Annotated in this window: 21 protein-coding genes; 12 read left to right on the top strand and 9 right to left on the bottom strand. The window is 64.2% G+C overall.

From position 1 onward, the window contains the following. Position 1 precedes the first annotated feature (1 nt). From ACR64R_RS09915 to ACR64R_RS09930, 4 genes are read right to left on the bottom strand one after another with little or no spacing between them, the layout of a single operon-like run. Complete coding sequence (locus ACR64R_RS09915; protein WP_042644561.1) at positions 2-340, bottom strand: XdhC family protein; 339 nt, start codon at positions 338-340, stop codon at positions 2-4. Positions 341-396: 56 nt separating this feature from the next. Beyond that, the gene (locus tag ACR64R_RS09920) at positions 397-1,647 is read right to left on the bottom strand and encodes a vWA domain-containing protein (protein ID WP_487361462.1); all 1,251 of its coding nucleotides are present in this window, start codon (positions 1,645-1,647) and stop codon (positions 397-399) included. A gap of 5 nt (positions 1,648-1,652) precedes the next feature. Further along, positions 1,653-2,576: an AAA family ATPase gene (locus ACR64R_RS09925; RefSeq protein WP_487361463.1), complete on the bottom strand. Its 924-nt coding sequence runs from the start codon at positions 2,574-2,576 to the stop codon at positions 1,653-1,655. 29 nt (positions 2,577-2,605) lie between these two features. Continuing rightward, positions 2,606-3,100 carry a flavin reductase gene (locus ACR64R_RS09930; protein ID WP_487361464.1) on the bottom strand — a complete coding sequence of 165 codons (495 nt, stop codon included), beginning with the start codon at positions 3,098-3,100 and terminating at the stop codon, positions 2,606-2,608. A 192-nt stretch (positions 3,101-3,292) separates the two neighbouring features. Here ACR64R_RS09930 and ACR64R_RS09935 point away from each other — a divergent pair, with 192 nt between their 5' ends. Both ACR64R_RS09935 and ACR64R_RS09940 read left to right on the top strand, forming a co-directional pair. Continuing rightward, positions 3,293-4,378 (top strand): branched-chain amino acid ABC transporter substrate-binding protein, encoded by a 1,086-nt coding sequence (locus tag ACR64R_RS09935; protein WP_487361465.1) that lies wholly within the window; start codon positions 3,293-3,295, stop codon positions 4,376-4,378. After that, a complete protein-coding gene (locus ACR64R_RS09940; protein ID WP_487361466.1) occupies positions 4,378-5,394 on the top strand; it encodes a P1 family peptidase in 1,017 nt (338 codons plus the stop codon). The genes ACR64R_RS09935 and ACR64R_RS09940 overlap by 1 nt, the downstream gene beginning before the upstream one ends. A gap of 14 nt (positions 5,395-5,408) precedes the next feature. Here ACR64R_RS09940 and ACR64R_RS09945 read toward each other — a convergent pair whose 3' ends face one another. Beyond that, positions 5,409-5,666 carry a DUF2171 domain-containing protein gene (locus tag ACR64R_RS09945; RefSeq protein WP_487361467.1) on the bottom strand — a complete coding sequence of 86 codons (258 nt, stop codon included), beginning with the start codon at positions 5,664-5,666 and terminating at the stop codon, positions 5,409-5,411. Between the two features lie 343 nt (positions 5,667-6,009). Here ACR64R_RS09945 and purB point away from each other — a divergent pair, with 343 nt between their 5' ends. Next, a complete protein-coding gene (gene purB / locus ACR64R_RS09950) occupies positions 6,010-7,317 on the top strand; it encodes an adenylosuccinate lyase (protein WP_487361468.1) in 1,308 nt (435 codons plus the stop codon). A gap of 50 nt (positions 7,318-7,367) precedes the next feature. On the opposite strand, the gene ACR64R_RS09955 is transcribed toward purB, so the two are convergent. Continuing rightward, a complete protein-coding gene (locus tag ACR64R_RS09955) occupies positions 7,368-8,180 on the bottom strand; it encodes a VOC family protein (protein WP_487361469.1) in 813 nt (270 codons plus the stop codon). A 195-nt stretch (positions 8,181-8,375) separates the two neighbouring features. Between ACR64R_RS09955 and ACR64R_RS09960 the strand changes: the two genes are divergently transcribed. Next, entirely contained in the window at positions 8,376-8,933 is a 558-nt protein-coding gene (locus ACR64R_RS09960) for an RBBP9/YdeN family alpha/beta hydrolase (RefSeq protein WP_487362407.1), read from the top strand. Positions 8,934-8,941: 8 nt separating this feature from the next. On the opposite strand, the gene ACR64R_RS09965 is transcribed toward ACR64R_RS09960, so the two are convergent. Next, on the bottom strand, positions 8,942-9,715 hold the full coding sequence (locus tag ACR64R_RS09965) for an HpcH/HpaI aldolase family protein (protein WP_487361470.1): 774 nt from the start codon (positions 9,713-9,715) through the stop codon (positions 8,942-8,944). A gap of 110 nt (positions 9,716-9,825) precedes the next feature. Then, complete coding sequence (locus ACR64R_RS09970) at positions 9,826-10,146, bottom strand: DUF1476 domain-containing protein (RefSeq protein ID WP_487361471.1); 321 nt, start codon at positions 10,144-10,146, stop codon at positions 9,826-9,828. Positions 10,147-10,421: 275 nt separating this feature from the next. On the opposite strand from ACR64R_RS09970, the gene purC reads away from it, so the two are divergent. The 6 genes from purC (at position 10,422) to ACR64R_RS10000 (ending at position 13,906) form a co-directional block, all read left to right on the top strand. Further along, positions 10,422-11,216: a phosphoribosylaminoimidazolesuccinocarboxamide synthase gene (gene purC / locus ACR64R_RS09975; protein WP_487361472.1), complete on the top strand. Its 795-nt coding sequence runs from the start codon at positions 10,422-10,424 to the stop codon at positions 11,214-11,216. A gap of 71 nt (positions 11,217-11,287) precedes the next feature. After that, positions 11,288-11,527 (top strand): phosphoribosylformylglycinamidine synthase subunit PurS, encoded by a 240-nt coding sequence (gene purS, locus ACR64R_RS09980; RefSeq protein ID WP_487361473.1) that lies wholly within the window; start codon positions 11,288-11,290, stop codon positions 11,525-11,527. 42 nt (positions 11,528-11,569) lie between these two features. Then, positions 11,570-12,121 carry an RNA 2'-phosphotransferase gene (locus ACR64R_RS09985; protein WP_487361474.1) on the top strand — a complete coding sequence of 184 codons (552 nt, stop codon included), beginning with the start codon at positions 11,570-11,572 and terminating at the stop codon, positions 12,119-12,121. Then, complete coding sequence (gene purQ / locus ACR64R_RS09990) at positions 12,118-12,786, top strand: phosphoribosylformylglycinamidine synthase subunit PurQ (RefSeq protein ID WP_487361475.1); 669 nt, start codon at positions 12,118-12,120, stop codon at positions 12,784-12,786. Before ACR64R_RS09985 ends, purQ begins: the two co-directional genes overlap by 4 nt. Positions 12,787-12,825: 39 nt before the next feature. Next, positions 12,826-13,236: a hypothetical protein gene (locus tag ACR64R_RS09995; RefSeq protein WP_487361476.1), complete on the top strand. Its 411-nt coding sequence runs from the start codon at positions 12,826-12,828 to the stop codon at positions 13,234-13,236. 7 nt (positions 13,237-13,243) lie between these two features. Beyond that, the gene (locus ACR64R_RS10000; protein WP_487361477.1) at positions 13,244-13,906 is read left to right on the top strand and encodes a Pr6Pr family membrane protein; all 663 of its coding nucleotides are present in this window, start codon (positions 13,244-13,246) and stop codon (positions 13,904-13,906) included. Between the two features lie 4 nt (positions 13,907-13,910). Here the strand turns inward: ACR64R_RS10000 and ACR64R_RS10005 are convergent, their stop codons facing one another. Continuing rightward, positions 13,911-14,252: a DUF1127 domain-containing protein gene (locus ACR64R_RS10005; RefSeq protein ID WP_487361478.1), complete on the bottom strand. Its 342-nt coding sequence runs from the start codon at positions 14,250-14,252 to the stop codon at positions 13,911-13,913. Between ACR64R_RS10005 and ACR64R_RS10010 the strand changes: the two genes are divergently transcribed. Together ACR64R_RS10010 and purL are read left to right on the top strand one after the other, a co-directional pair. Beyond that, positions 14,251-15,660: an aminotransferase-like domain-containing protein gene (locus ACR64R_RS10010; RefSeq protein ID WP_487361479.1), complete on the top strand. Its 1,410-nt coding sequence runs from the start codon at positions 14,251-14,253 to the stop codon at positions 15,658-15,660. The genes ACR64R_RS10005 and ACR64R_RS10010 overlap by 2 nt on opposite strands. A 140-nt stretch (positions 15,661-15,800) precedes the next feature. After that, a complete protein-coding gene (gene purL / locus ACR64R_RS10015) occupies positions 15,801-18,032 on the top strand; it encodes a phosphoribosylformylglycinamidine synthase subunit PurL (protein WP_487361480.1) in 2,232 nt (743 codons plus the stop codon). The last annotated feature ends 28 nt before the right edge of the window (positions 18,033-18,060 follow it).

An 18,060-nucleotide genomic window follows, 5' to 3' on the forward strand; every position in this document is an offset into this window, starting at 1 on the left:
ATCAGCCCAGCCGCTCGACGTAAACCTTGATGCGGCCGCCGCAGGACAGCCCCACCTGCCAGGCGGTTTCGTCGGCAACGCCGAACTCCAGCATCCTGGCCTTGCCTGAGCCGATGACGTCGATCGCCTCCGTCACCACCGCGCCCTCGACGCAGCCGCCGGAAACCGAGCCATGGAAATTGCCCTCGGCGTCGATGACCAGATGGCTGCCGACCGGCCGCGGCGCCGAACCCCAGGTCTCGACCACGGTCGCGATGGCGACATCCTTGCCATCCTTCATCCAGCCCTCCGCGATGATCAGGGGATCGCGTGCCTCATCGAGATAAATGCTCTCATCCATCGTCGCTTCTCACAAAGTCTGTTCTTCCCGAGGCAACATTCCCAGGCAGTATATGGCTACGCGGCGCGCCTGCCGCCAGTTTGCAGCCAGCGGCGGGGGTCGACCGATGCCGCCGGCCGCTGGTCCAGGGAGGCGCAAAGATCGGCCAGCGCATCGAGATTGTGCACCGCCCGAAACTCGTCGACATACGGCAGCATCGCCTTGACGCCGCGAGCCCGCGCCTCGAACCCGTCGAAGCGCAGAAGCGGATTGAGCCAGATCAGCCGTCGGCAGGATTTGTGCAGCCGCTCGATCTCCTCCGAGAGGCCGGTCACGTCGTCGCGCTCCAGCCCATCGGTGATGAGAAGCACCACGGCGCCCTGCCCCAGCACGCGCCGTGACCACAACCGGTTGAATTCGGCGAGCGTGTCGCCGATGCGGGTGCCGCCCGACCAGTCCTTCACCGCCGCCGAGCATTCCGCCAGCGCCTCATCCGGATCGCGATGGCGCATCTGGCGAGTCAGGTTGGTCAGCCGCGTGCCGAAGACGAAGGCGTGCACGCGGCGGCGCTTCTCCGTCAAGGCATGCAGAAAATGCAGGAAAATGCGGGTATACTGGCTCATCGAGCCCGAAATGTCGGCCAGCACGACGAGCGGCGGATGCACTTCGCGCGGCGATCGGAATTTAGGCAGGATGAGCTGGCCGCCGGTGCGGGCAGCCGAGCGCATCATGGCGCGCGGATCGATGCGGCGCCCCTGTGCGTCGGACCTGAAGCGCCGCGTGCGGACCAGGTCGAAGGGCAAGCGCAAGGCCATGATCGCCTTTTTGGCCTCGGCCATCTCGCCGGCGTCCATCTGGGCGAAATCCTTGGCCCGCAGCACCTCATTGCCGGAAAAGGTGAGCCGCGCGTCGACCTCGATCTCGGGTACTTCCCGCACCGGCTGGTTCTTCTGATGGCCCTCGAACATCGCCTGGCTGACGCGGTTCTCGGCCGCGCGCGGCTTTTGCTTCTCGCGATGATCCGGAGCGACCGGCGAAAACATCGCCAGCAGCTTCTCGATCAGCTCGCGCGATTTCCAGAACAGGCGGAAGGCCTCGTCGAAGACGGGATGATCCTCGTGCCGCGAGACCAGCACCGCATGCAGCGTCCAGTAGAAATCGTCGCGCGAGCCGATGCCGGCGGCAAGCACCGCCTCGATGGCGTCCTTCACCGAGGCCGGACCGACGCGCATGCCGGCATTGCGCAGCGCCCGCGCGAAATAGACGATGTTATCGGCGATTCGCCCGTCAGCGGTGGCCTCCTTGGGTTCCGGACGTGGCAACGGCATCGCGCCTACCCCGCCGCCGAAAGCTCGGCCTTTACCTCATTGAGGATGCGCCGGCCCTCGCCCTCACCGATGCGAGCAATGTCGTCCTGGTATTTCAAAAGCACGCCGATCGTGTCGGACACGGTCTCCGGATCGAGCGCCACTTTGTCGAGTTCCGTGAGCGCACCGGCCCAGTCGATGGTTTCGGCGACGCCAGGCGCCTTGAACAGCTCGACCTGGCGCAGCTTCTGGACGAACGACACGACCTCCGCCGACAGCCGGCGGTTCGCCTGCGGCACCTTGCGCCGCACGATCTCCAGCTCGCGCTCGGCATTCGGATAATCGACCCAGTGATAGAGACAGCGCCGCTTCAGCGCGTCGTGGATCTCGCGCGTGCGGTTGGTCGTGATAATGACGATCGGCGGCTCCTCCGCCTTGATCGTGCCGAGCTCGGGAACCGTGACCTGGAAGTCCGACAGGATCTCGAGCAGAAACGCCTCGAACGCCTCGTCCGTGCGGTCGAGCTCGTCGATGAGGAACACCGGCGCCGCGCCCGCCTTGCCGGTCAGCGCGTCGAGCACCGGGCGGCGGATCAGGTATTTCTCCGAAAAGACATTGCGCTCCATATCGGAGCGCACGACCTTGCCGGCCGCCTCCTCCATACGGATCTCGATCATCTGCGCGGCATAGTTCCACTCATAGACGGCCGAGGAAACGTCGAGCCCTTCATAGCATTGCAGGCGGATCAGCCGGCGGCCGAGCGCATGGGCCAGGACCTTCGCGATCTCGGTCTTGCCGACGCCCGCCTCACCCTCGAGGAACAAGGGCCGCTTCATGCGTAGCGATAAAAACAGCACGGTGGCCAGCGAACGGTCCGCGACATAGTCCTCGCCTGTCAAAAGATCGAGCGTCTCGTCGATCGTCTTCGGCGCGAGGCGCGGCGCGGTCATCTTGTCTCCGTGGATCCCGCTTGTAGGTTTCAAAGAAAGTGATAGCCGCGGTTGTGGTATATCAGCGGCCGCAAATTATCGCCGATGCGCAGGCCTGTCACCTTGCCAAAAAGCACACGGTGGGTGGCAAGGTCCTTGGTGTCTATGATCTCGCAGTCGAACACGGCCAGCGCGCCTTTCAGCGTCGGCGCGCCGGTCGAGATCACATCCCACTCCGCCAGCGCGAAGCGCTCCTCTGCCGGCAGACCGGTGACACCGGAAAAGCCGACCGACACGGCTTCCTGGTCCGAGGCCAGCGTGTTGAGCGCGAACTTGCCGTTCTTGACGAAAGCCTCGTTCTTGACGTTCTCGCGGTTGAGGCAGACCAGCACCGTCGGCGGCGTGTCCGAGACCGAACAGGCGGCGATCACGGTCGCGCCCCTTTTTCCGCCGGGCCCGTCCGTCGTCACCACATGAACATGGCCAGCAAAATGCGCCATCGCATCGCGATAGTGCTGAGGCCCGATATCATTGATCTTGAGCACCCGATGATCCACCTGTCGGAACCAGTTCGTTATATATGGCGGCATATTGCACGCCACAAGTTGCATAGCACGAACGAAGTGCTTGACTGTAATCCGCAAATTCCCGTGTTGCGCGGCGCTTAGCCAGCCTTTAGGTCTTTGCTGCGATAGTGCCGGAACCATATGCCCGGCACGGAGGACCTCTTGGCCCGAATGCGCCTTCTGACGACGACAATAGCCGCGCTGATCACGGCAACGGCCGCATTGTTCTGGCTGGCTGCGAGCGCCGAGGCCGAGATGCTGGTCGGCGTTGCCGCGCCGTTTTCCGGTCCATCGGCCATCCTGGGCAAGCAGGTCGAGGCCGGCGCCGGGCTGGCGGCGGAGGTCAACGGTATCGCGATCAAGGCCGTTGACGATGCCTGCACCGCCGATGGCGGCGCCGTAGCGGCAAGGCAGTTCGTCGACGCCAAGGTCAACGTCGTGGTGGGCTTTCTCTGCACCGAGGCAATCGAGGCCGCGCTCCCGATCCTGAAGGATGCCAACATTCCGGTGATCACGGTCGGCGTGCGCACCGAAAGCCTGACCGACCGACGCGCCAAGACCGGCTGGCCGGTCTACCGGCTCGCCCCGCGCGGCGACGACGAGCGCAACGCGGTCGCCGCCAAGCTCACGCAGCTGTGGCGTGACGACCTGTTCGCCATCATCGATGACGGCACCATCTATGGCCGCGAGATGGCCGAGACGTTCCGCGCGGCGTCCGAACAGGCGGCGCTCAAACCTGTCTTCGTCGACACGTTCCGGCCACAGCTCGACAACCAGATCGGATTGGTCGGCCGGCTGAAGAAGGCGGGCGCGACCAAGGTGTTTGCCGGCGGCGACGGCGACGACATCGCCATCATGGGCCGCGACGCCGCCCAGCTCGATGCGGGCATCACTTTCGCCGGCGGCGAGAACCTGCGCACGCCGCCCGGCGATGTCCCCTATCCCGTTGGCACGCTGATGATCGCGCCGCCGGAATGGTCGGAGGTTGTCGACCCCAGGATCGTGCAGGCCTTCGCCGCCAGGAACATCGTGCCGGACGGCTACACGCTGCCGGCCTACGCGGCAGTCGAGATCGCCAAGGCCGCGCTGGCCAGCGCGGAAAGCTCAGGCCAGCCGCTCGGCGGAGTGCTGACCGGCCATGACTTCACCACCGCGATCGGCGCCATCCGCTTCGACGACAAGGGCGATCTCAGCCGGAACCCGTTCCGCGTCTTCCGCTTCGACGGCACGCATTTCGTACCGCTGGAGGACAAGTGATGTTCCGCACGGGGCCGCGTAATCTCATCACCGACGTTGCGGGCTTGAGCGTCGGCAATGCCGCCGACGCCAGGCTGAAATCCGGAGTCACGGTGGTACTATGCGATGAGCCTGCCACGGCCGGCGTGCAGGTGCTGGGCGGCGCGCCGGGCACGCGCGAGACCGATCTGCTCGAGCCGCAGAATTCGATCGCGATGATTCACGCCGTTGCCCTTTCCGGTGGCTCCGCCTTCGGGCTCGATGCCGCCTCAGGCGTGCAGGCGGCGATGCGCGAGAAGAATATCGGCGTCGAGGTTGGCGGCTTCCGCGTGCCGATCGTGCCGGCCGCGATCCTGTTCGACCTGCGCAATGGCGGCGACAAGGATTGGGGCCGCTATCCGCCCTATCGCGAGCTTGGCTATGGGGCTGTGCAGGCGGCAACGGAGGATTTCGACATCGGCACGGCGGGTGCCGGCACCGGCGCGCTGACTTCCGGGCTCAAAGGCGGCCTGGGTTCGGCGTCGACCGTGCTCGACAGCGGCGTCACCATCGGCGCGCTTGCCGCCGTCAACCCGACCGGCTCGGTGACGGTCGGCCGCACCCGCCATTTCTGGGCGGCGCCTTTCGAGATCGGCGGCGAATTCGGCGGACTGGGTTATCCCGATCCGCTGCCGCATGATGCCAGGGAAATCCTCCTGAAATACCGTGATAGACGCGTCGGCGGCGAGGCCGGGGGCAGCAGCACCACCATCGCCGTCATTGCCACGGACGCAGTGCTCACCAAGGCGTCGGCCAAGCGACTGGCCATTTCAGCGCATGACGGCTTCGCCCGCGCCATCTGGCCGACGCATACGCCTGCGGACGGCGACCTTGTGTTTGCACTGGCGACCGGCAGGAGCGGCATCGAGCTCGAAGCCGATGCCGCGATCGACCTGTTCGCGGCAGCCGGCGCGACCATGGCGCGCGCCATCAGCCGCGGCGTCCATGCCGCTACGCCGGCCGACGGCGATCTGTTTCCCGTCTGGTCTTCGCGTTGATTGGTCGGCGCCAATCAGGTCCGATCGGATTTCTCTTCCTCGAAGGTGACCGCAACATCTGAATTCGCGGAGAGCCATACCTTCTGCCCATCGATTTCCGCGACCAGGGCCAGCGGAATGTAGTGGTGATGGCCCTTGTGCGAGCCCATGCCGCTGTCGGCCTTGGTCAGCTTGATCCGGTCACCATCGATCTTGTCGACGGTGCCGATATGGACGCCATCGGCGCCGATCACTTCCATATGTTCGCGTATCTTGCTGATGTCGGTGCTCATGCTGGTCCTCCGCTGGATGGCGATTTGCCTTTTTCGGGTGCGAGACGGCCGACAATAACAAACGAACGCCGGATTGGATGCATCGCACCGCACGTCTCGCTTACCATGGCGTGACAGGCATGACGTCCACGAGACAAAATCAAGACCGATGACAACCGGCCGCCGCTATGCGACGCGACATGGCCGCGCGTGTCGGATCGGCCCGTGCTGCCGATACTTTGCCATGCGGGCAATTGCCGCGACGCTCGATCCGCTATCCGGTTTGCACGGCGGAGACGTTGAGCATCGGGCGGGCCTCTGTTAGGACGCGGCGAACGCTTTTTCCAGGCAGGACTCAAAACGGATGATCCCTCGCTACTCCCGACCGGAAATGGTCGCCATCTGGTCGCCCGAAACCCGCTTCCGCATCTGGTTCGAGATCGAGGCGCATGCCTGCGACGCGCTGGCGGAGCTGGGCGTCATCCCGAAGGAAGCGGCAAGGACGATCTGGGAGAAAGGCGGCGCGGCCAAATTCGATGTCGCGAAGATCGACGAGATCGAACGCGTTACCAAGCATGACGTCATCGCTTTCCTGACCCATCTCGCCGAATTCGTCGGACCGGATGCGCGCTTCATCCACCAGGGGATGACCTCGTCGGACGTTCTCGACACCTGCCTTGCCGTGCAACTGACGCGCGCCAGCGACATCCTGCTTTCCGACATCGACGCCCTGCTCGCGGCGCTCAAGCGCCGCGCCTTCGAGCACAAGGACACCGTCACCATCGGCCGCAGCCACGGCATCCATGCCGAGCCGACCACTTTCGGCGTCAAGCTGGCGCAGGCCTATGCCGAGTTCTCGCGCTGCCGCGAGCGGCTTGTGCATGCACGCGAAGACATCGCAACCTGCGCCATTTCCGGCGCCGTCGGCACCTTCGCCAACATCGATCCTTATGTCGAAGAGCATGTGGCGGCAAAGCTCGGACTGAAGCCGGAGCCGGTGTCGACGCAGGTCATCCCGCGCGACCGGCATGCAATGTTCTTTGCCACGCTGGGAGTGATCGCCTCGTCGGTCGAACGCCTCGCCGTCGAGATTCGCCATCTGCAGCGCACCGAGGTGCTGGAAGCCGAAGAATATTTCTCGCCAGGGCAGAAGGGCTCCTCGGCGATGCCGCACAAGCGCAACCCGGTGCTGACGGAAAACCTCACCGGCCTCGCCCGCATGGTGCGGTCGATGGCGCTGCCGGCCATGGAGGACGTGGCACTCTGGCACGAACGCGACATTTCGCATTCCTCTGTCGAGCGCATGATCGGGCCGGACGCGACGGTGACGCTTGATTTCGCGCTGGCGCGCCTGACGGGCGTCGTCGACAAGTTGCTCGTCTATCCCGAGAATATGGAGAAGAACCTCAACAAGTTCAGGGGGCTGGTGCATTCGCAGCGCGTGCTTCTGGCGCTGACGCAGGCCGGCCTGTCACGCGAGGACGCCTACCGGCTGGTTCAGCGCAACGCTATGAAAGTGTGGGAGCACGGCGCCGATTTCCTCGAGGAACTGCTTGCCGACAAGGACGTGGCGGCGGCACTTTCCGAAGCCGAGATCCGGGAGAAATTCGACCTCGGCTATCACACCAAGCATGTCGACACGATCTTCAAGCGGGTTTTCGGGGAAGCTTGACTTTCCTTCTCCCCGTCACGGGGAGAAGGAAGCTGTGGCAAACACCTCGTTCACGCCTTCCCAGGCACAGTCCTGATCACAGTGCCCCAGGAATCCTCGCGGCTCGTCTCCGCCTTTGCATCGTCCGAGCGCATCTCGACCCAGGCGAGGCCCGAGCGGGACGGATCGCGGCGGCCGGCGCCGGCGCTTTGCCACGCATTGGCGCCGATGTGGTGGTGGTAGTGGCCGGACGATAGGAACACCGCCTGGCTGCCATATTTGGCGACGGTGTCGAAACCGAACTGGTCATGCCACCACGCCTCCGCGTCTTCCGGCCGGCCGACGCGCAGATGCACATGGCCGACAATTGTGTTTTCCGGCGCGCCCTGCCAGCCTGCATCGCCAGCCGGCACGCTCCCCACCACCGCCGGCAGGTTCAGCCGCTCGGTCGCCATGGCGATATGATCGCCGTTCCATTTCCAGTCCTGCGGGCGTCGGTCGGAATAGATCTCGATGCCGTTGCCTTCCGGATCGGTCAAATAAAGCGCCTCGCTGACCAGGTGGTCGGACGCGCCCTCGATGCCGATGCGGTTGGCGGCGGCGTAACTGATCCAGCGGCCAAGGTCGGCGCGCGACGGCAGAAGGAAAGCGGTGTGGAAAAGGCCGGCGCTGCGCGGGTCATCCGGCTTGGCCGAAGAATCCGGCTCGAGCACGAGCAACGGTCGATTGGCGGCGCCAAGGGTAATCGCGCCATCTGCGCGACTGAGTTCCTGCAGGCCGACAACGGCGCGGTAATAGGCGGCCAGGTTCTCGGCGTCGCGCGCCTTCAACCCGACGCGCGACACGCTGACTGGGGTGGTCGCGGCAAAAGGCAGTTCGCTCATCAAACTCTCCATCCAGCCGACGCTTGTTCCAAATCGAATTTCCAAGCCGTCAGCTCTCATTCCTTATCCTCTCAGATCGTCCTTTGCGATCGTTCACACAAGGCAGCAAGGATCGAACAAGTTGTTCACGATCGTGATCGCATCGATATGTCCGACAGGGTTGCAGCCGGGAGAGCCGCTCGCTACATGCGCGCCATGAAAGTCAAGGATGCAGATATTCTGATCGTGCCGGGCTACACCAATTCCGGCCCCGAGCACTGGCAGACCCGCTGGCAGTCGAAACTGTCGACGGCGCGCCGGGTCGAGCAAGCGGAATGGACGAAGCCGGTGCGCGAGGACTGGACCGCGAGCGTGGCAAACGCCGTCAACGAAGCCGAGCGGCCGGTGGTGCTCGTCGCGCACTCGCTTGGCGTCGCGGCGGCGGTGCAGGCCATCCCGCAATTCCGGAAGCCTGTCGCTGGCGCCTTCTTCGTTGCCCCGCCGGACGTCGCCAATCCGGATATCCGGCCGAGGCACCTGATGACGTTCGGTCCTTATTCGCGCGATCCCCTACCCTTCCCGTCGATCGTGATCGCCAGCCGCAACGATCCGTTCTGCGCCTTCGAGGTCGCCGAGGACATTGCCGCCGCCTGGGGATCGCTCTTCATCGACGCCGGCGAGGCCGGTCATCTCAATCATGATGCAGGCTTCGGCCCTTGGCCAGAGGGTTCGATGACGTTCGCCAAGTTCCTGACGGAGTTGAAACAGCCATAAGGCTGGCCTCAAGAACCGATCGAATCCCGCATGCTCTTCAGCAGCGTCCTGGCGCCGAGCGAGATCAGGGTGTGGTCCGAGCCCATGGCGAGCAGCCGGTAGCCCATCGACACCACGCGCCCGGCGACCGCCGGCTCGATGACGTAGATCGCCGCGTGCTTTCCCGCCTTGCGCGTCCGCTCGGCAATCGAAGCCACCGTCTCCATCATGCTTTCCAGCGTCGAATTGACGGTGGCGCCGTTCGACCAGGCGATCGAGAAATCGGACGGGCCGACGAAGATGCCGTCGATCCCGGGCGTGTCCAAAATGCCATCCAGCGCCTCGAATGCCGCCCGCGTCTCGACCATCGCGAAGGCCATGGTGCGCTGGTTCGAGTCACGCAGCCATTCGGCATGGTCTCCCTTGCCGTGGCGTGGGAATGCATAGGTCGGCCCCCAGGAGCGCTCGCCCAGCGGCGGGTATTTCATCGCGGCTGCGAACTCACGGGCATCGGCGACCGAATTCACCATCGGCGCGATCACCGCCTCGGCGCCGAAATCGAGCGCGCGGCTCGCCATGTCGAAGCGTCCGACCGGGATGCGCACCAGCGCCGGCTTGTTGGCGGCCAGCACCGGCGCCAGGCCGCGCAACACGCTGTCCTCATGGTGGCCGCCATGCTGCATGTCGAGGGTGACGGCGTCGAAATCCTGCTTGGCGATGATTTCCACCGTCAGCGCATCCGGCAGCCCGGACCAGGCGGTGAACAGCGTTTCGTCGGCGGCCAGGCGGGATTTGAGGGACATCGGCACTTTCCTTGATGGCAAGCCGCAGTTTCAGCCGGAAACGACGGCGAAGGCAAAGAAAAACCGCCCGGTTTGGCCGAGCGGTCGATTGGTCCAGCCAGGGTCCGGCCTCAGCTGTTCTTGATCTGCTCGATCGCCTCAGCCATCAACTCGTCCATGGTGCGGCGGATCTGATGGTCGGACTGGTCCACACCGGCGGCATCGAAATCCTTGCGAATCTTGCGGAATACATCGTGATCCCCCGCTTCCTCGATATCGGCGACCACCACCTCCTTGGCATAGGCTTCGGCTTCGGCGTCAAATTTGCCCAGTTTCTCGGCGGCCCAGAGGCCGAGCGCCTTGTTTCGCCGCGCCGAGGCCTTGAAGCGAAGTTCCTCGTCGAAGGCGAATTTGCGCTCAAAGCCCTCTTCGCGGTCTTTCATGCTGCTCATGGCGTCCCTCCGGTCAATCCGATTCGCGTTCGCGGTGAATATGTGTGGTAGGCAAGCACAAATCAAAAGGCCGCGACCCGGTCAATATGCTTCGTCGCATGCTGCGCTGCGGCATTTCAGTCCCGAAAGCGGTTGATTCGCCGGATTTGGCGATTGAGCAAACAGGGCGATTGCGATAACACCGGCATTGAACGCCGCCTTCGCCATACTAATTTAGGCAGACGGACAGGAACCGGTCACTTGCCGCCTGCCCGCAGACCCAGAGAAAAAATCAGATGAAAAATCGCCGCCGCATTTACGAAGGCAAGGCCAAGATCCTCTATGAAGGGCCTGAGCCGGGGACGTTGATCCAGTTCTTCAAGGACGACGCCACCGCCTTCAACAAGAAGAAACATGAAGTGGTCGACGGCAAGGGCGTGCTCAACAACCGCATTTCCGAGCACATCTTCAACCACTTGAACCGCATGGGCATCCCGACCCATTTCATCCGCCGGCTCAACATGCGTGAGCAGTTGATCAAGGAAGTCGAGATCATCCCGCTCGAAATCGTCGTGCGCAATGTCGCCGCCGGCTCGCTGTCCAAGCGCCTCGGCATCGAGGAAGGCACGATGCTGCCGCGCTCGATCATCGAATTCTATTACAAGGCCGATGCGCTCGACGACCCCATGGTGTCGGAAGAGCACATCACCGCCTTCGGCTGGGCAAGCCCGCAGGAGATCGACGACATCATGGCTTTGGCCATTCGTGTCAACGACTTCCTGTCCGGCCTGTTCCTCGGCGTCGGCATCCAGCTCGTCGACTTCAAGATCGAATGCGGCCGCCTGTTCGAGGGCGATATGATGCGTATCGTCGTCGCCGACGAGATCTCGCCGGATTCGTGCCGGCTGTGGGACGTCGCCACCCACGACAAGCTCGACAAGGACCGCTTTCGCCGCGACATGGGCGGCCTGGTCGAGGCCTATCAGGAAGTCGCCCGCCGCCTCGGCATCATCAACGAGAATGAGCCGCCGCGCCCGACAGGGCCGGTGCTCGTTGCCTCTTCCGAGGCGCCCAAGGGCCTGAAGCACTAGATATCGAATATCGACGGGCCTGCCGGACAACGGCAGGCCTTTGCCAAGCGACGATCCATCCAGGAGTATCGATGAAAGCCCGTATCACCGTCACCCTCAAGAACGGCGTCCTCGACCCGCAGGGCAAGGCGATAGAGCATGCGCTCTCCGGGCTTGGCTTCGACGGCGTCGGCCAGGTGCGCCAGGGCAAGGTGTTCGACATCGAGCTCACCGGAACCGACAAGGCCAAGGCCGAAGCCGACCTCAAGGCCATGTGCGACAAGCTTCTGGCGAACACGGTGATTGAGAATTACAGCGTCGCCATCGGCTGAAGCGGTCTACGGCTTCCATCAGGCCCATGCCGAGCAACCGCAATGCCGAACGATATCCAGATCTCGAAATTCATGAGCCTTGTGCTGCGGCATGCGCCGGAGGAAGCAGGGCTCGCCCTGGATGAGAATGGCTGGGCCGATCTCGATACGCTCTGTGTGGTGATCGAGCGGAAATTCGGCGCCTCGCCCGCCGATGTCGCACGTGTCGTGGCGGAAAACCCGAAGAGGCGGTTTGCCATTGCAGGCGACCGCATCCGCGCCGTGCAGGGCCACAGCGTCGACATCGACCTCGGCCTGGCGCCGAGCGCGCCTCCGGCTTTGCTCTATCACGGCACAAAGGAAGAGTTTCTTCCCGCCATCCTGCGCGAAGGCCTCACCGGCCAGTCGCGCCAGCATGTGCATCTGTCGAAGGACATCGACACCGCCCGCATCGTGGCGCGGCGCCGCAAGGGAAAAGATGTTATCTTGCGGGTCGACTCGGCGGCCATGGCTGGGGACGGGCTGATTTTCTTTGTCTCCGACAATGGCGTCTGGTTGACCGATAGCGTTCCGCCCCGGTATCTGCGTGAAATCAGCGAACGGGAACTGCCATGAAATCAGCCGTCGTCCTCCTGCCTGGCCTCAACCGCGACCGCGACATGATCGCGGCGCTGACCAAGATTTCCGGCCAGGCGCCGGCGACCGTCTGGCAGACCGACACGAAAATCCCCGATGTCGACCTGATCGCCATCCCCGGCGGCTTCTCCTTCGGCGATTATCTGCGCTGCGGCGCGATCGCGGCGCGCATGCCGGTGATGCGGGCGGTGGCTGAAAAGGCCGCCAAGGGCGTCGCCGTCATCGGCGTCTGCAACGGCTTCCAGATCCTGGTCGAGGCGGGGCTGCTTCCCGGCGCCCTGATGCGCAATGCCTCGCTGAAATTCGTCTGCCGGCAGGTGAAGCTGGAGATCGTCAACGCCAACACAATGTTCACGCGCCGCTACCGGCCCGGGCAGATTATCCGCTCGCCCGTGGCCCACCATGACGGCAATTATTTCGCCGATGCCGAAACGCTGGCGCGGCTCGAAGGCGAAGGCCAGGTGGTGTTCCGCTATGCCGAAGGCACCAATCCCAACGGCTCGATCAACGACATTGCCGGCATCATCAACGACAAGGGCAACGTGCTGGGCCTGATGCCGCATCCCGAGAATCTGATCGAGGCCGCGCATGGCGGCAACGACGGACGGGCGCTGTTCGAAGGCGCGCTCGACATAGCGGCTTGATCCTTTGACATCTGACCGGAACGCGGGGGCGGACTGACCATGGGACCGACGATTGCTCGCATTGCTCTCCTGGCCGCCGCCGGGCTTGCGCTGGTGTCCTGCCAGTCGGCTCCGAAGATCACGCCGGTGCCGTCGGGCAAAAGCGCATCGCTGCTTGCCATGGAGCAGGTCGCCATCTCGGCGCACAAATGTTGGATCGCCAGCAAGGATCCGGCCTTCAAGGCCTACCAGATGGCCAATGAGCTCAATTCCTACAGCGGCACGCCACGCTTCCTGCTGGTGCCTGCAAAGCATTATGGCGGCAAGCCGTTGCTGGTCGTGCAAGCGCAGGGCAATTCCAGCCGCGTCGACGTGTTCGGGCCGCTGATGAACGAGCCGCTCGGCGCGCGCATCAGCTCCGACATCGCCCGCTGGCAGGCCGGCAATCCGTCCTGCGCGGCTACCGCCTGAGGCCGCCATGGGCCGGTTCCTGCAGATCGCGGGACTGGTCATCGGACTGATAGCTCTTGTCCTGCAATTCGCTATCACCCTTCCGGCGTCGATGGCGGCAGGCCGTGGCCTGTTCGGCTCAATCGTATTCTATTTCAGCTTTTTCACCATCCTGACCAATATCGCCGCGGTGATGGTTCATGCCGCGCTGATCTCGCCAACCGGCTATGCCTGGTTCCCGGCCTTCGCCGGACAGCGAATGCGGGCTGGAGTCGCGGTCGCCATCACGCTGGTCTTTATCGTCTATGCGACCGTGCTGGCAGGACTTTGGCGGCCGCAAGGCCTGTTCCTGCTTTGCGACATCCTGCTCCACTACGTGACACCGCTGCTCTTCGTGCTGTGGTGGCTCGTAGCCGGTGCGGATGGCACGACGCGCTGGCGCGATATCTCCTGGTGGATGATCTATCCGCTCATCTATCTCGCCTACGCGCTAATCCGAGCGTCCTTCGCGGGCGAAGTGCCCTATCCGTTCCTCGACATTACTAAGAATGGCGCGGTCAGCGTCGCTGTTTCGGCGCTGGCCATCATCGCTCTGTTCATCGGATTGAGCGCGCTTGCTGTATTCGTCGATCACGGCATCGGCAGGTTGCGGGGAAAACCCGCAACCCGGATTGAAACGATCCGGAGATAAGCCGTCACTCCCAAAATGCCCGGATGCCCTCGCGATGGGCGTCGCAGCGCGAGATGCCGATATCCTTAAGCTGCTCGTCCGTCATCTCCATCAGCGCAAGGCGGCCGCGCCGACGCTCCAGCATATGGTCGATCTGCCTGGCCAGTGAATGAAGCACAAGCACCACCCGACCAACGAAGCCGCGGCGGCTCTGAGGGTCGGCCTGCTCGCGAAACGCCGAACCGGCGTAACCAATTGTCTCGATTGTGTCCATTGTCACTGCACCCTGTCTCGATTGTACCTTTTCAATCGCAGGGCCGATATGGATTGACTCATCAAGGGGTGCAATATAGAAAATTGTCACCATGACAAATTGGCTCCCTGACCTCTCCTCCGGTTCCGGTCCGCTCTATCAGCGCCTTGCTGACAGCATTGAGTCAGATATCGACAAGGGCGTCATCGACCCCGGTGCGAAACTGCCGCCGCAGCGCGACCTCGCCTATGACATCGGCACGACCGTCGGCACCATCGGCAGGGCCTATCAACTGCTGCGCGAGCGCGGCTTGGTCAGCGGCGAGGTCGGGCGCGGCACCTATGTGCTCGGCCAGCGCGCCGAGCCCGCTAAGCCCGATGTCGAACCGGGCCTGCAAGGCACCCGCTTCATCGACGCGCCGGGCGGCAAGCTGCGCTTCGACAGCACCGCCGCGCCCGATGTCGGCCAGGGCGCCGTGATCGCCGACCTGCTGGCGCGTACGGCGCAGGAGCACCCGCACGACATTTCGAGTTACACGCGCGATTTCCCCGAGCGCTGGTGCGAGGCAGGCAGCCGATGGCTGGGACGCAACGCCTTCCGCCCCTCGCCCGATTCCATCGTGCCGACGCTGGGCACCCACGCAGCGGTCATGGCGGCGATCGCGGCGCTGACCATGCCTGGCGACTACGTGGTTTTCGAGCACCTCACCTATTCGCAGATCGCGCGCAGCGCCGGGCTGATCGGGCGGCGCACGGCGCTGGTTGCGACTGACGGGGATGGTATCGACCCCGACGACTTCGAACGGGTCTGCGCGCAGAAACATCCGAAGGTGATGTTCCTGATGCCGACCGCCAAGAACCCGACACTGGTCACCCTCTCGGCCGAACGGCGGCAGGCGATCGCGCGGATCGCACGCGAATACAATGTCGTGCTGATCGAGGACGATCTCTATGGCGAACTCACGGACGACCCGACACCGCTGCTGGCCGAATATGCGCCCGAGCGCACGATCGTCGCCGGCGGCCTGTCGAAATCGGTTGCGGCCGGCGTTCGCGGCGGCTGGCTCTCTTGTCCGCCGAGCTATCGCCATCGCATCCGTATCGCCCACAAGATGATGACTGGCGGCCTGCCCTTCCTGTTGGCCGAGGTCGGTACGAGGCTGGTGATGTCGGGGCAGGCGGCTGAGATCCGCACGCGCTGCATCGCCGAGGTTCAGGCCCGCCTCGCCATCGTGCGCGAGGTTCTGGCGGGTTTCGACTTCAAGGCAAGGGACAATGTGCCCTTCATTTGGCTGACCTTGCCTGACCCTTGGCTGTCCGGCACGTTCAAGAACGCCTGTCTGGCGCAAGGCGTGCTCCTCGACGACGAGGACGAGTTCAAGGCCGGTCGCTCGGAGCAGGTCTTCCACGGCGTGCGCTTCGGCGTGTCGCAGCCCCGGCAGAGAAAGGACGTCGCCGGGGGCGTCGCCGTCATTCGCCGCCTGCTCGACGAAGGCCGCGCCGGCTACGACAGTTTTTCCTGACCACCCGGCGCGCTCTAGGCCTACCGGGCGCCGGCAGCAGTTTTCCGGCGTTTTTCGTCGTCCGGTGGGGTGTATCGCGCGAAAGCTTGCGATAAGAGGAGACTCAAAATCCCCTCTCCCACGGACAAAAATCGCCGCTCATGACCATTTCCAATTCCGTGCCGATCACTCCCGAACTCGTTGCCGCGCACGGGCTGAAACCCGACGAATATCAGCGCATCCTCGACCTTGTCGGGCGCGAGCCAAGCTTCACCGAGCTCGGCATCTTCTCGGCGATGTGGAACGAGCACTGCTCCTACAAATCCTCGAAGAAATGGCTTCGCACACTGCCGACCAGCGGCCCGCGGGTCATCCAGGGCCCCGGCGAGAATGCCGGCGTGGTCGACATAGGCGATGGCGACTGCGTGGTCTTCAAGATGGAGAGCCACAACCACCCCTCCTATATCGAACCCTATCAGGGCGCCGCGACCGGCGTCGGCGGCATTCTGCGCGACGTCTTCACCATGGGGGCAAGGCCAATCGCCGCGATGAACGCGTTGCGCTTCGGCGCGCCGGACCATCCCAAGACCCGGCATCTCGTTGCCGGCGTCGTCTCCGGCGTCGGCGGCTACGGCAATTCCTTCGGCGTGCCGACAGTCGGCGGCGAGGTCAATTTCGACGCCCGCTACAACGGCAACATCCTGGTCAACGCCTTTGCGGCAGGCCTTGCCAAGACCAACGCCATATTCCTGTCGCAGGCCAAGGGCGTTGGCTTGCCGGTGGTCTATCTCGGCGCCAAGACCGGGCGCGATGGCGTCGGCGGCGCCACCATGGCCTCGGCCGAATTCGACGACAAGATCGAGGAAAAGCGCCCGACCGTGCAGGTGGGCGATCCCTTCACCGAGAAATGCCTGTTGGAAGCTTGCCTCGAGCTGATGGCGTCGGGCGCGGTCATCGCCATCCAGGACATGGGTGCGGCCGGCCTGACCTGTTCGGCGGTCGAGATGGGCGCCAAGGGCGATCTCGGCATCGAGCTCGACCTCGACAAGGTGCCGGTGCGCGAGGAGCGCATGAGTGCCTATGAGATGATGCTGTCGGAAAGCCAGGAGCGCATGCTGATGGTGCTGCGCCCCGAGAAGGAAAAGGAAGCCGAGGCCATCTTCCGCAAATGGGGGCTCGACTTCGCCATTGTCGGCAAGACCACCAACGATCTGCGTTTCCGTGTTATCCACCAGGGTGACGAGGTCGCCAACCTGCCGATCAAGGAACTGGGCGACCAGGCGCCGGAATATGACCGCCCCTGGGTCGAGACGAAGAAGCCGGCGCCACTTGCCGCGAACGATGCGCCGAAGGCCGACGTCGTCGATGCATTGTTGAAAATGCTCGGCGGGCCAGACCTATCCTCGCGCCGCTGGGTGTGGGAGCAGTACGACACGCTGATCCAGGGCAATTCGCTGCAGCTTCCGGGCGGCGACGCCGGCGTCGTGCGAGTCGAAGGTCATCCGACCAAGGCGTTGGCCTTCTCCTCGGACGTCACGCCGCGCTACTGCGAGGCCGACCCTTACGAAGGCGGCAAGCAGGCCGTGGCCGAATGCTGGCGCAACCTCACCGCCACCGGCGCCTTGCCGCTCGCCGCCACCGACAATCTCAATTTCGGCAATCCGGAGCGGCCGGAGATCATGGGCCAGTTTGTCGGCGCCGTTAAGGGCATCGGTGATGCTTGCCGCGCGCTCGGTTTCCCGATCGTCTCCGGCAATGTCTCGCTCTACAACGAAACCAACGGCCGTGGCATCCTGCCGACGCCGACCATCGGCGGCGTCGGTCTCATCGCCGACTGGTCGAAGATGGCGCGCATCGGCTTTGCCGCCGAAGGCCAGATGATCGTGCTGGTCGGCGCGCCGCCGAGCTGGGGCAGCCATCTCGGCCAGTCCGTCTATATGCGCGACATCCACGGCCGCACCGACGGGCCGCCGCCGCCCGTCGACCTCGCGCATGAGAAGCGCGTCGGCGACCACGTGCGCTCGCTGATCGCCTCCGGCATCGTCACCGCCGCCCACGATGTCTCCGACGGCGGCCTAGCGGTAGCGCTCGCCGAAATGGCGATGGCCTCCGGCATCGGCGCCACCATTCCGGGGCTTACCGGCACCGACCCGATCCCGGTCTGGTTCGGCGAGGATCAGGGCCGCTACCTTCTGACGCTGTCGATCGACCCGCAAAGCGGCGAATGGGACAGGATCCGCGAGGACCAAGGCAAGCTCGGCATCTTCGCGCCCTGGATCGGCACCACCGGCGGACGTGACTTGAAGCTCGGCGAGGCACGGTCGATCCCGGTCAGCGAGCTGAAGGCCGCCCATGAGGGCTGGTTCCCGCGCTTCATGGATCAGGCCAGTTGACCAGAGGCATGTCTCCCGAAAGTGTGCA

The organism is Mesorhizobium sp. MC2-1-1 (assembly GCF_057597255.1).

Excerpts from the sequence above, each read along its gene's own strand:
- ACR64R_RS09995 (WP_487361476.1), top strand. The coding sequence starts at position 12,826 with ATGGGACCGACGATTGCTCGCATTGCTCTCCTGGCCGCCGCCGGGCTT.
- ACR64R_RS09940 (WP_487361466.1), top strand. The coding sequence starts at position 4,378 with ATGTTCCGCACGGGGCCGCGTAATCTCATCACCGACGTTGCGGGCTTG.
- ACR64R_RS09965 (WP_487361470.1), bottom strand. The coding sequence starts at position 9,715 with ATGTCCCTCAAATCCCGCCTGGCCGCCGACGAAACGCTGTTCACCGCC.
- ACR64R_RS09935 (WP_487361465.1), top strand. The coding sequence starts at position 3,293 with ATGCGCCTTCTGACGACGACAATAGCCGCGCTGATCACGGCAACGGCC.
- purB (WP_487361468.1), top strand. The coding sequence starts at position 6,010 with ATGATCCCTCGCTACTCCCGACCGGAAATGGTCGCCATCTGGTCGCCC.
- purQ (WP_487361475.1), top strand. The coding sequence starts at position 12,118 with ATGAAATCAGCCGTCGTCCTCCTGCCTGGCCTCAACCGCGACCGCGAC.
- ACR64R_RS09920 (WP_487361462.1), bottom strand. The coding sequence starts at position 1,647 with ATGCCGTTGCCACGTCCGGAACCCAAGGAGGCCACCGCTGACGGGCGA.
- ACR64R_RS09955 (WP_487361469.1), bottom strand. The coding sequence starts at position 8,180 with ATGAGCGAACTGCCTTTTGCCGCGACCACCCCAGTCAGCGTGTCGCGC.
- purC (WP_487361472.1), top strand. The coding sequence starts at position 10,422 with ATGAAAAATCGCCGCCGCATTTACGAAGGCAAGGCCAAGATCCTCTAT.
- purL (WP_487361480.1), top strand. The coding sequence starts at position 15,801 with ATGACCATTTCCAATTCCGTGCCGATCACTCCCGAACTCGTTGCCGCG.
- ACR64R_RS09915 (WP_042644561.1), bottom strand. The coding sequence starts at position 340 with ATGGATGAGAGCATTTATCTCGATGAGGCACGCGATCCCCTGATCATC.
- ACR64R_RS10000 (WP_487361477.1), top strand. The coding sequence starts at position 13,244 with ATGGGCCGGTTCCTGCAGATCGCGGGACTGGTCATCGGACTGATAGCT.
- ACR64R_RS09945 (WP_487361467.1), bottom strand. The coding sequence starts at position 5,666 with ATGAGCACCGACATCAGCAAGATACGCGAACATATGGAAGTGATCGGC.
- purS (WP_487361473.1), top strand. The coding sequence starts at position 11,288 with ATGAAAGCCCGTATCACCGTCACCCTCAAGAACGGCGTCCTCGACCCG.
- ACR64R_RS09985 (WP_487361474.1), top strand. The coding sequence starts at position 11,570 with ATGCCGAACGATATCCAGATCTCGAAATTCATGAGCCTTGTGCTGCGG.
- ACR64R_RS10010 (WP_487361479.1), top strand. The coding sequence starts at position 14,251 with ATGACAAATTGGCTCCCTGACCTCTCCTCCGGTTCCGGTCCGCTCTAT.
- ACR64R_RS09925 (WP_487361463.1), bottom strand. The coding sequence starts at position 2,576 with ATGACCGCGCCGCGCCTCGCGCCGAAGACGATCGACGAGACGCTCGAT.
- ACR64R_RS09970 (WP_487361471.1), bottom strand. The coding sequence starts at position 10,146 with ATGAGCAGCATGAAAGACCGCGAAGAGGGCTTTGAGCGCAAATTCGCC.
- ACR64R_RS09960 (WP_487362407.1), top strand. The coding sequence starts at position 8,376 with ATGAAAGTCAAGGATGCAGATATTCTGATCGTGCCGGGCTACACCAAT.
- ACR64R_RS10005 (WP_487361478.1), bottom strand. The coding sequence starts at position 14,252 with ATGGTGACAATTTTCTATATTGCACCCCTTGATGAGTCAATCCATATC.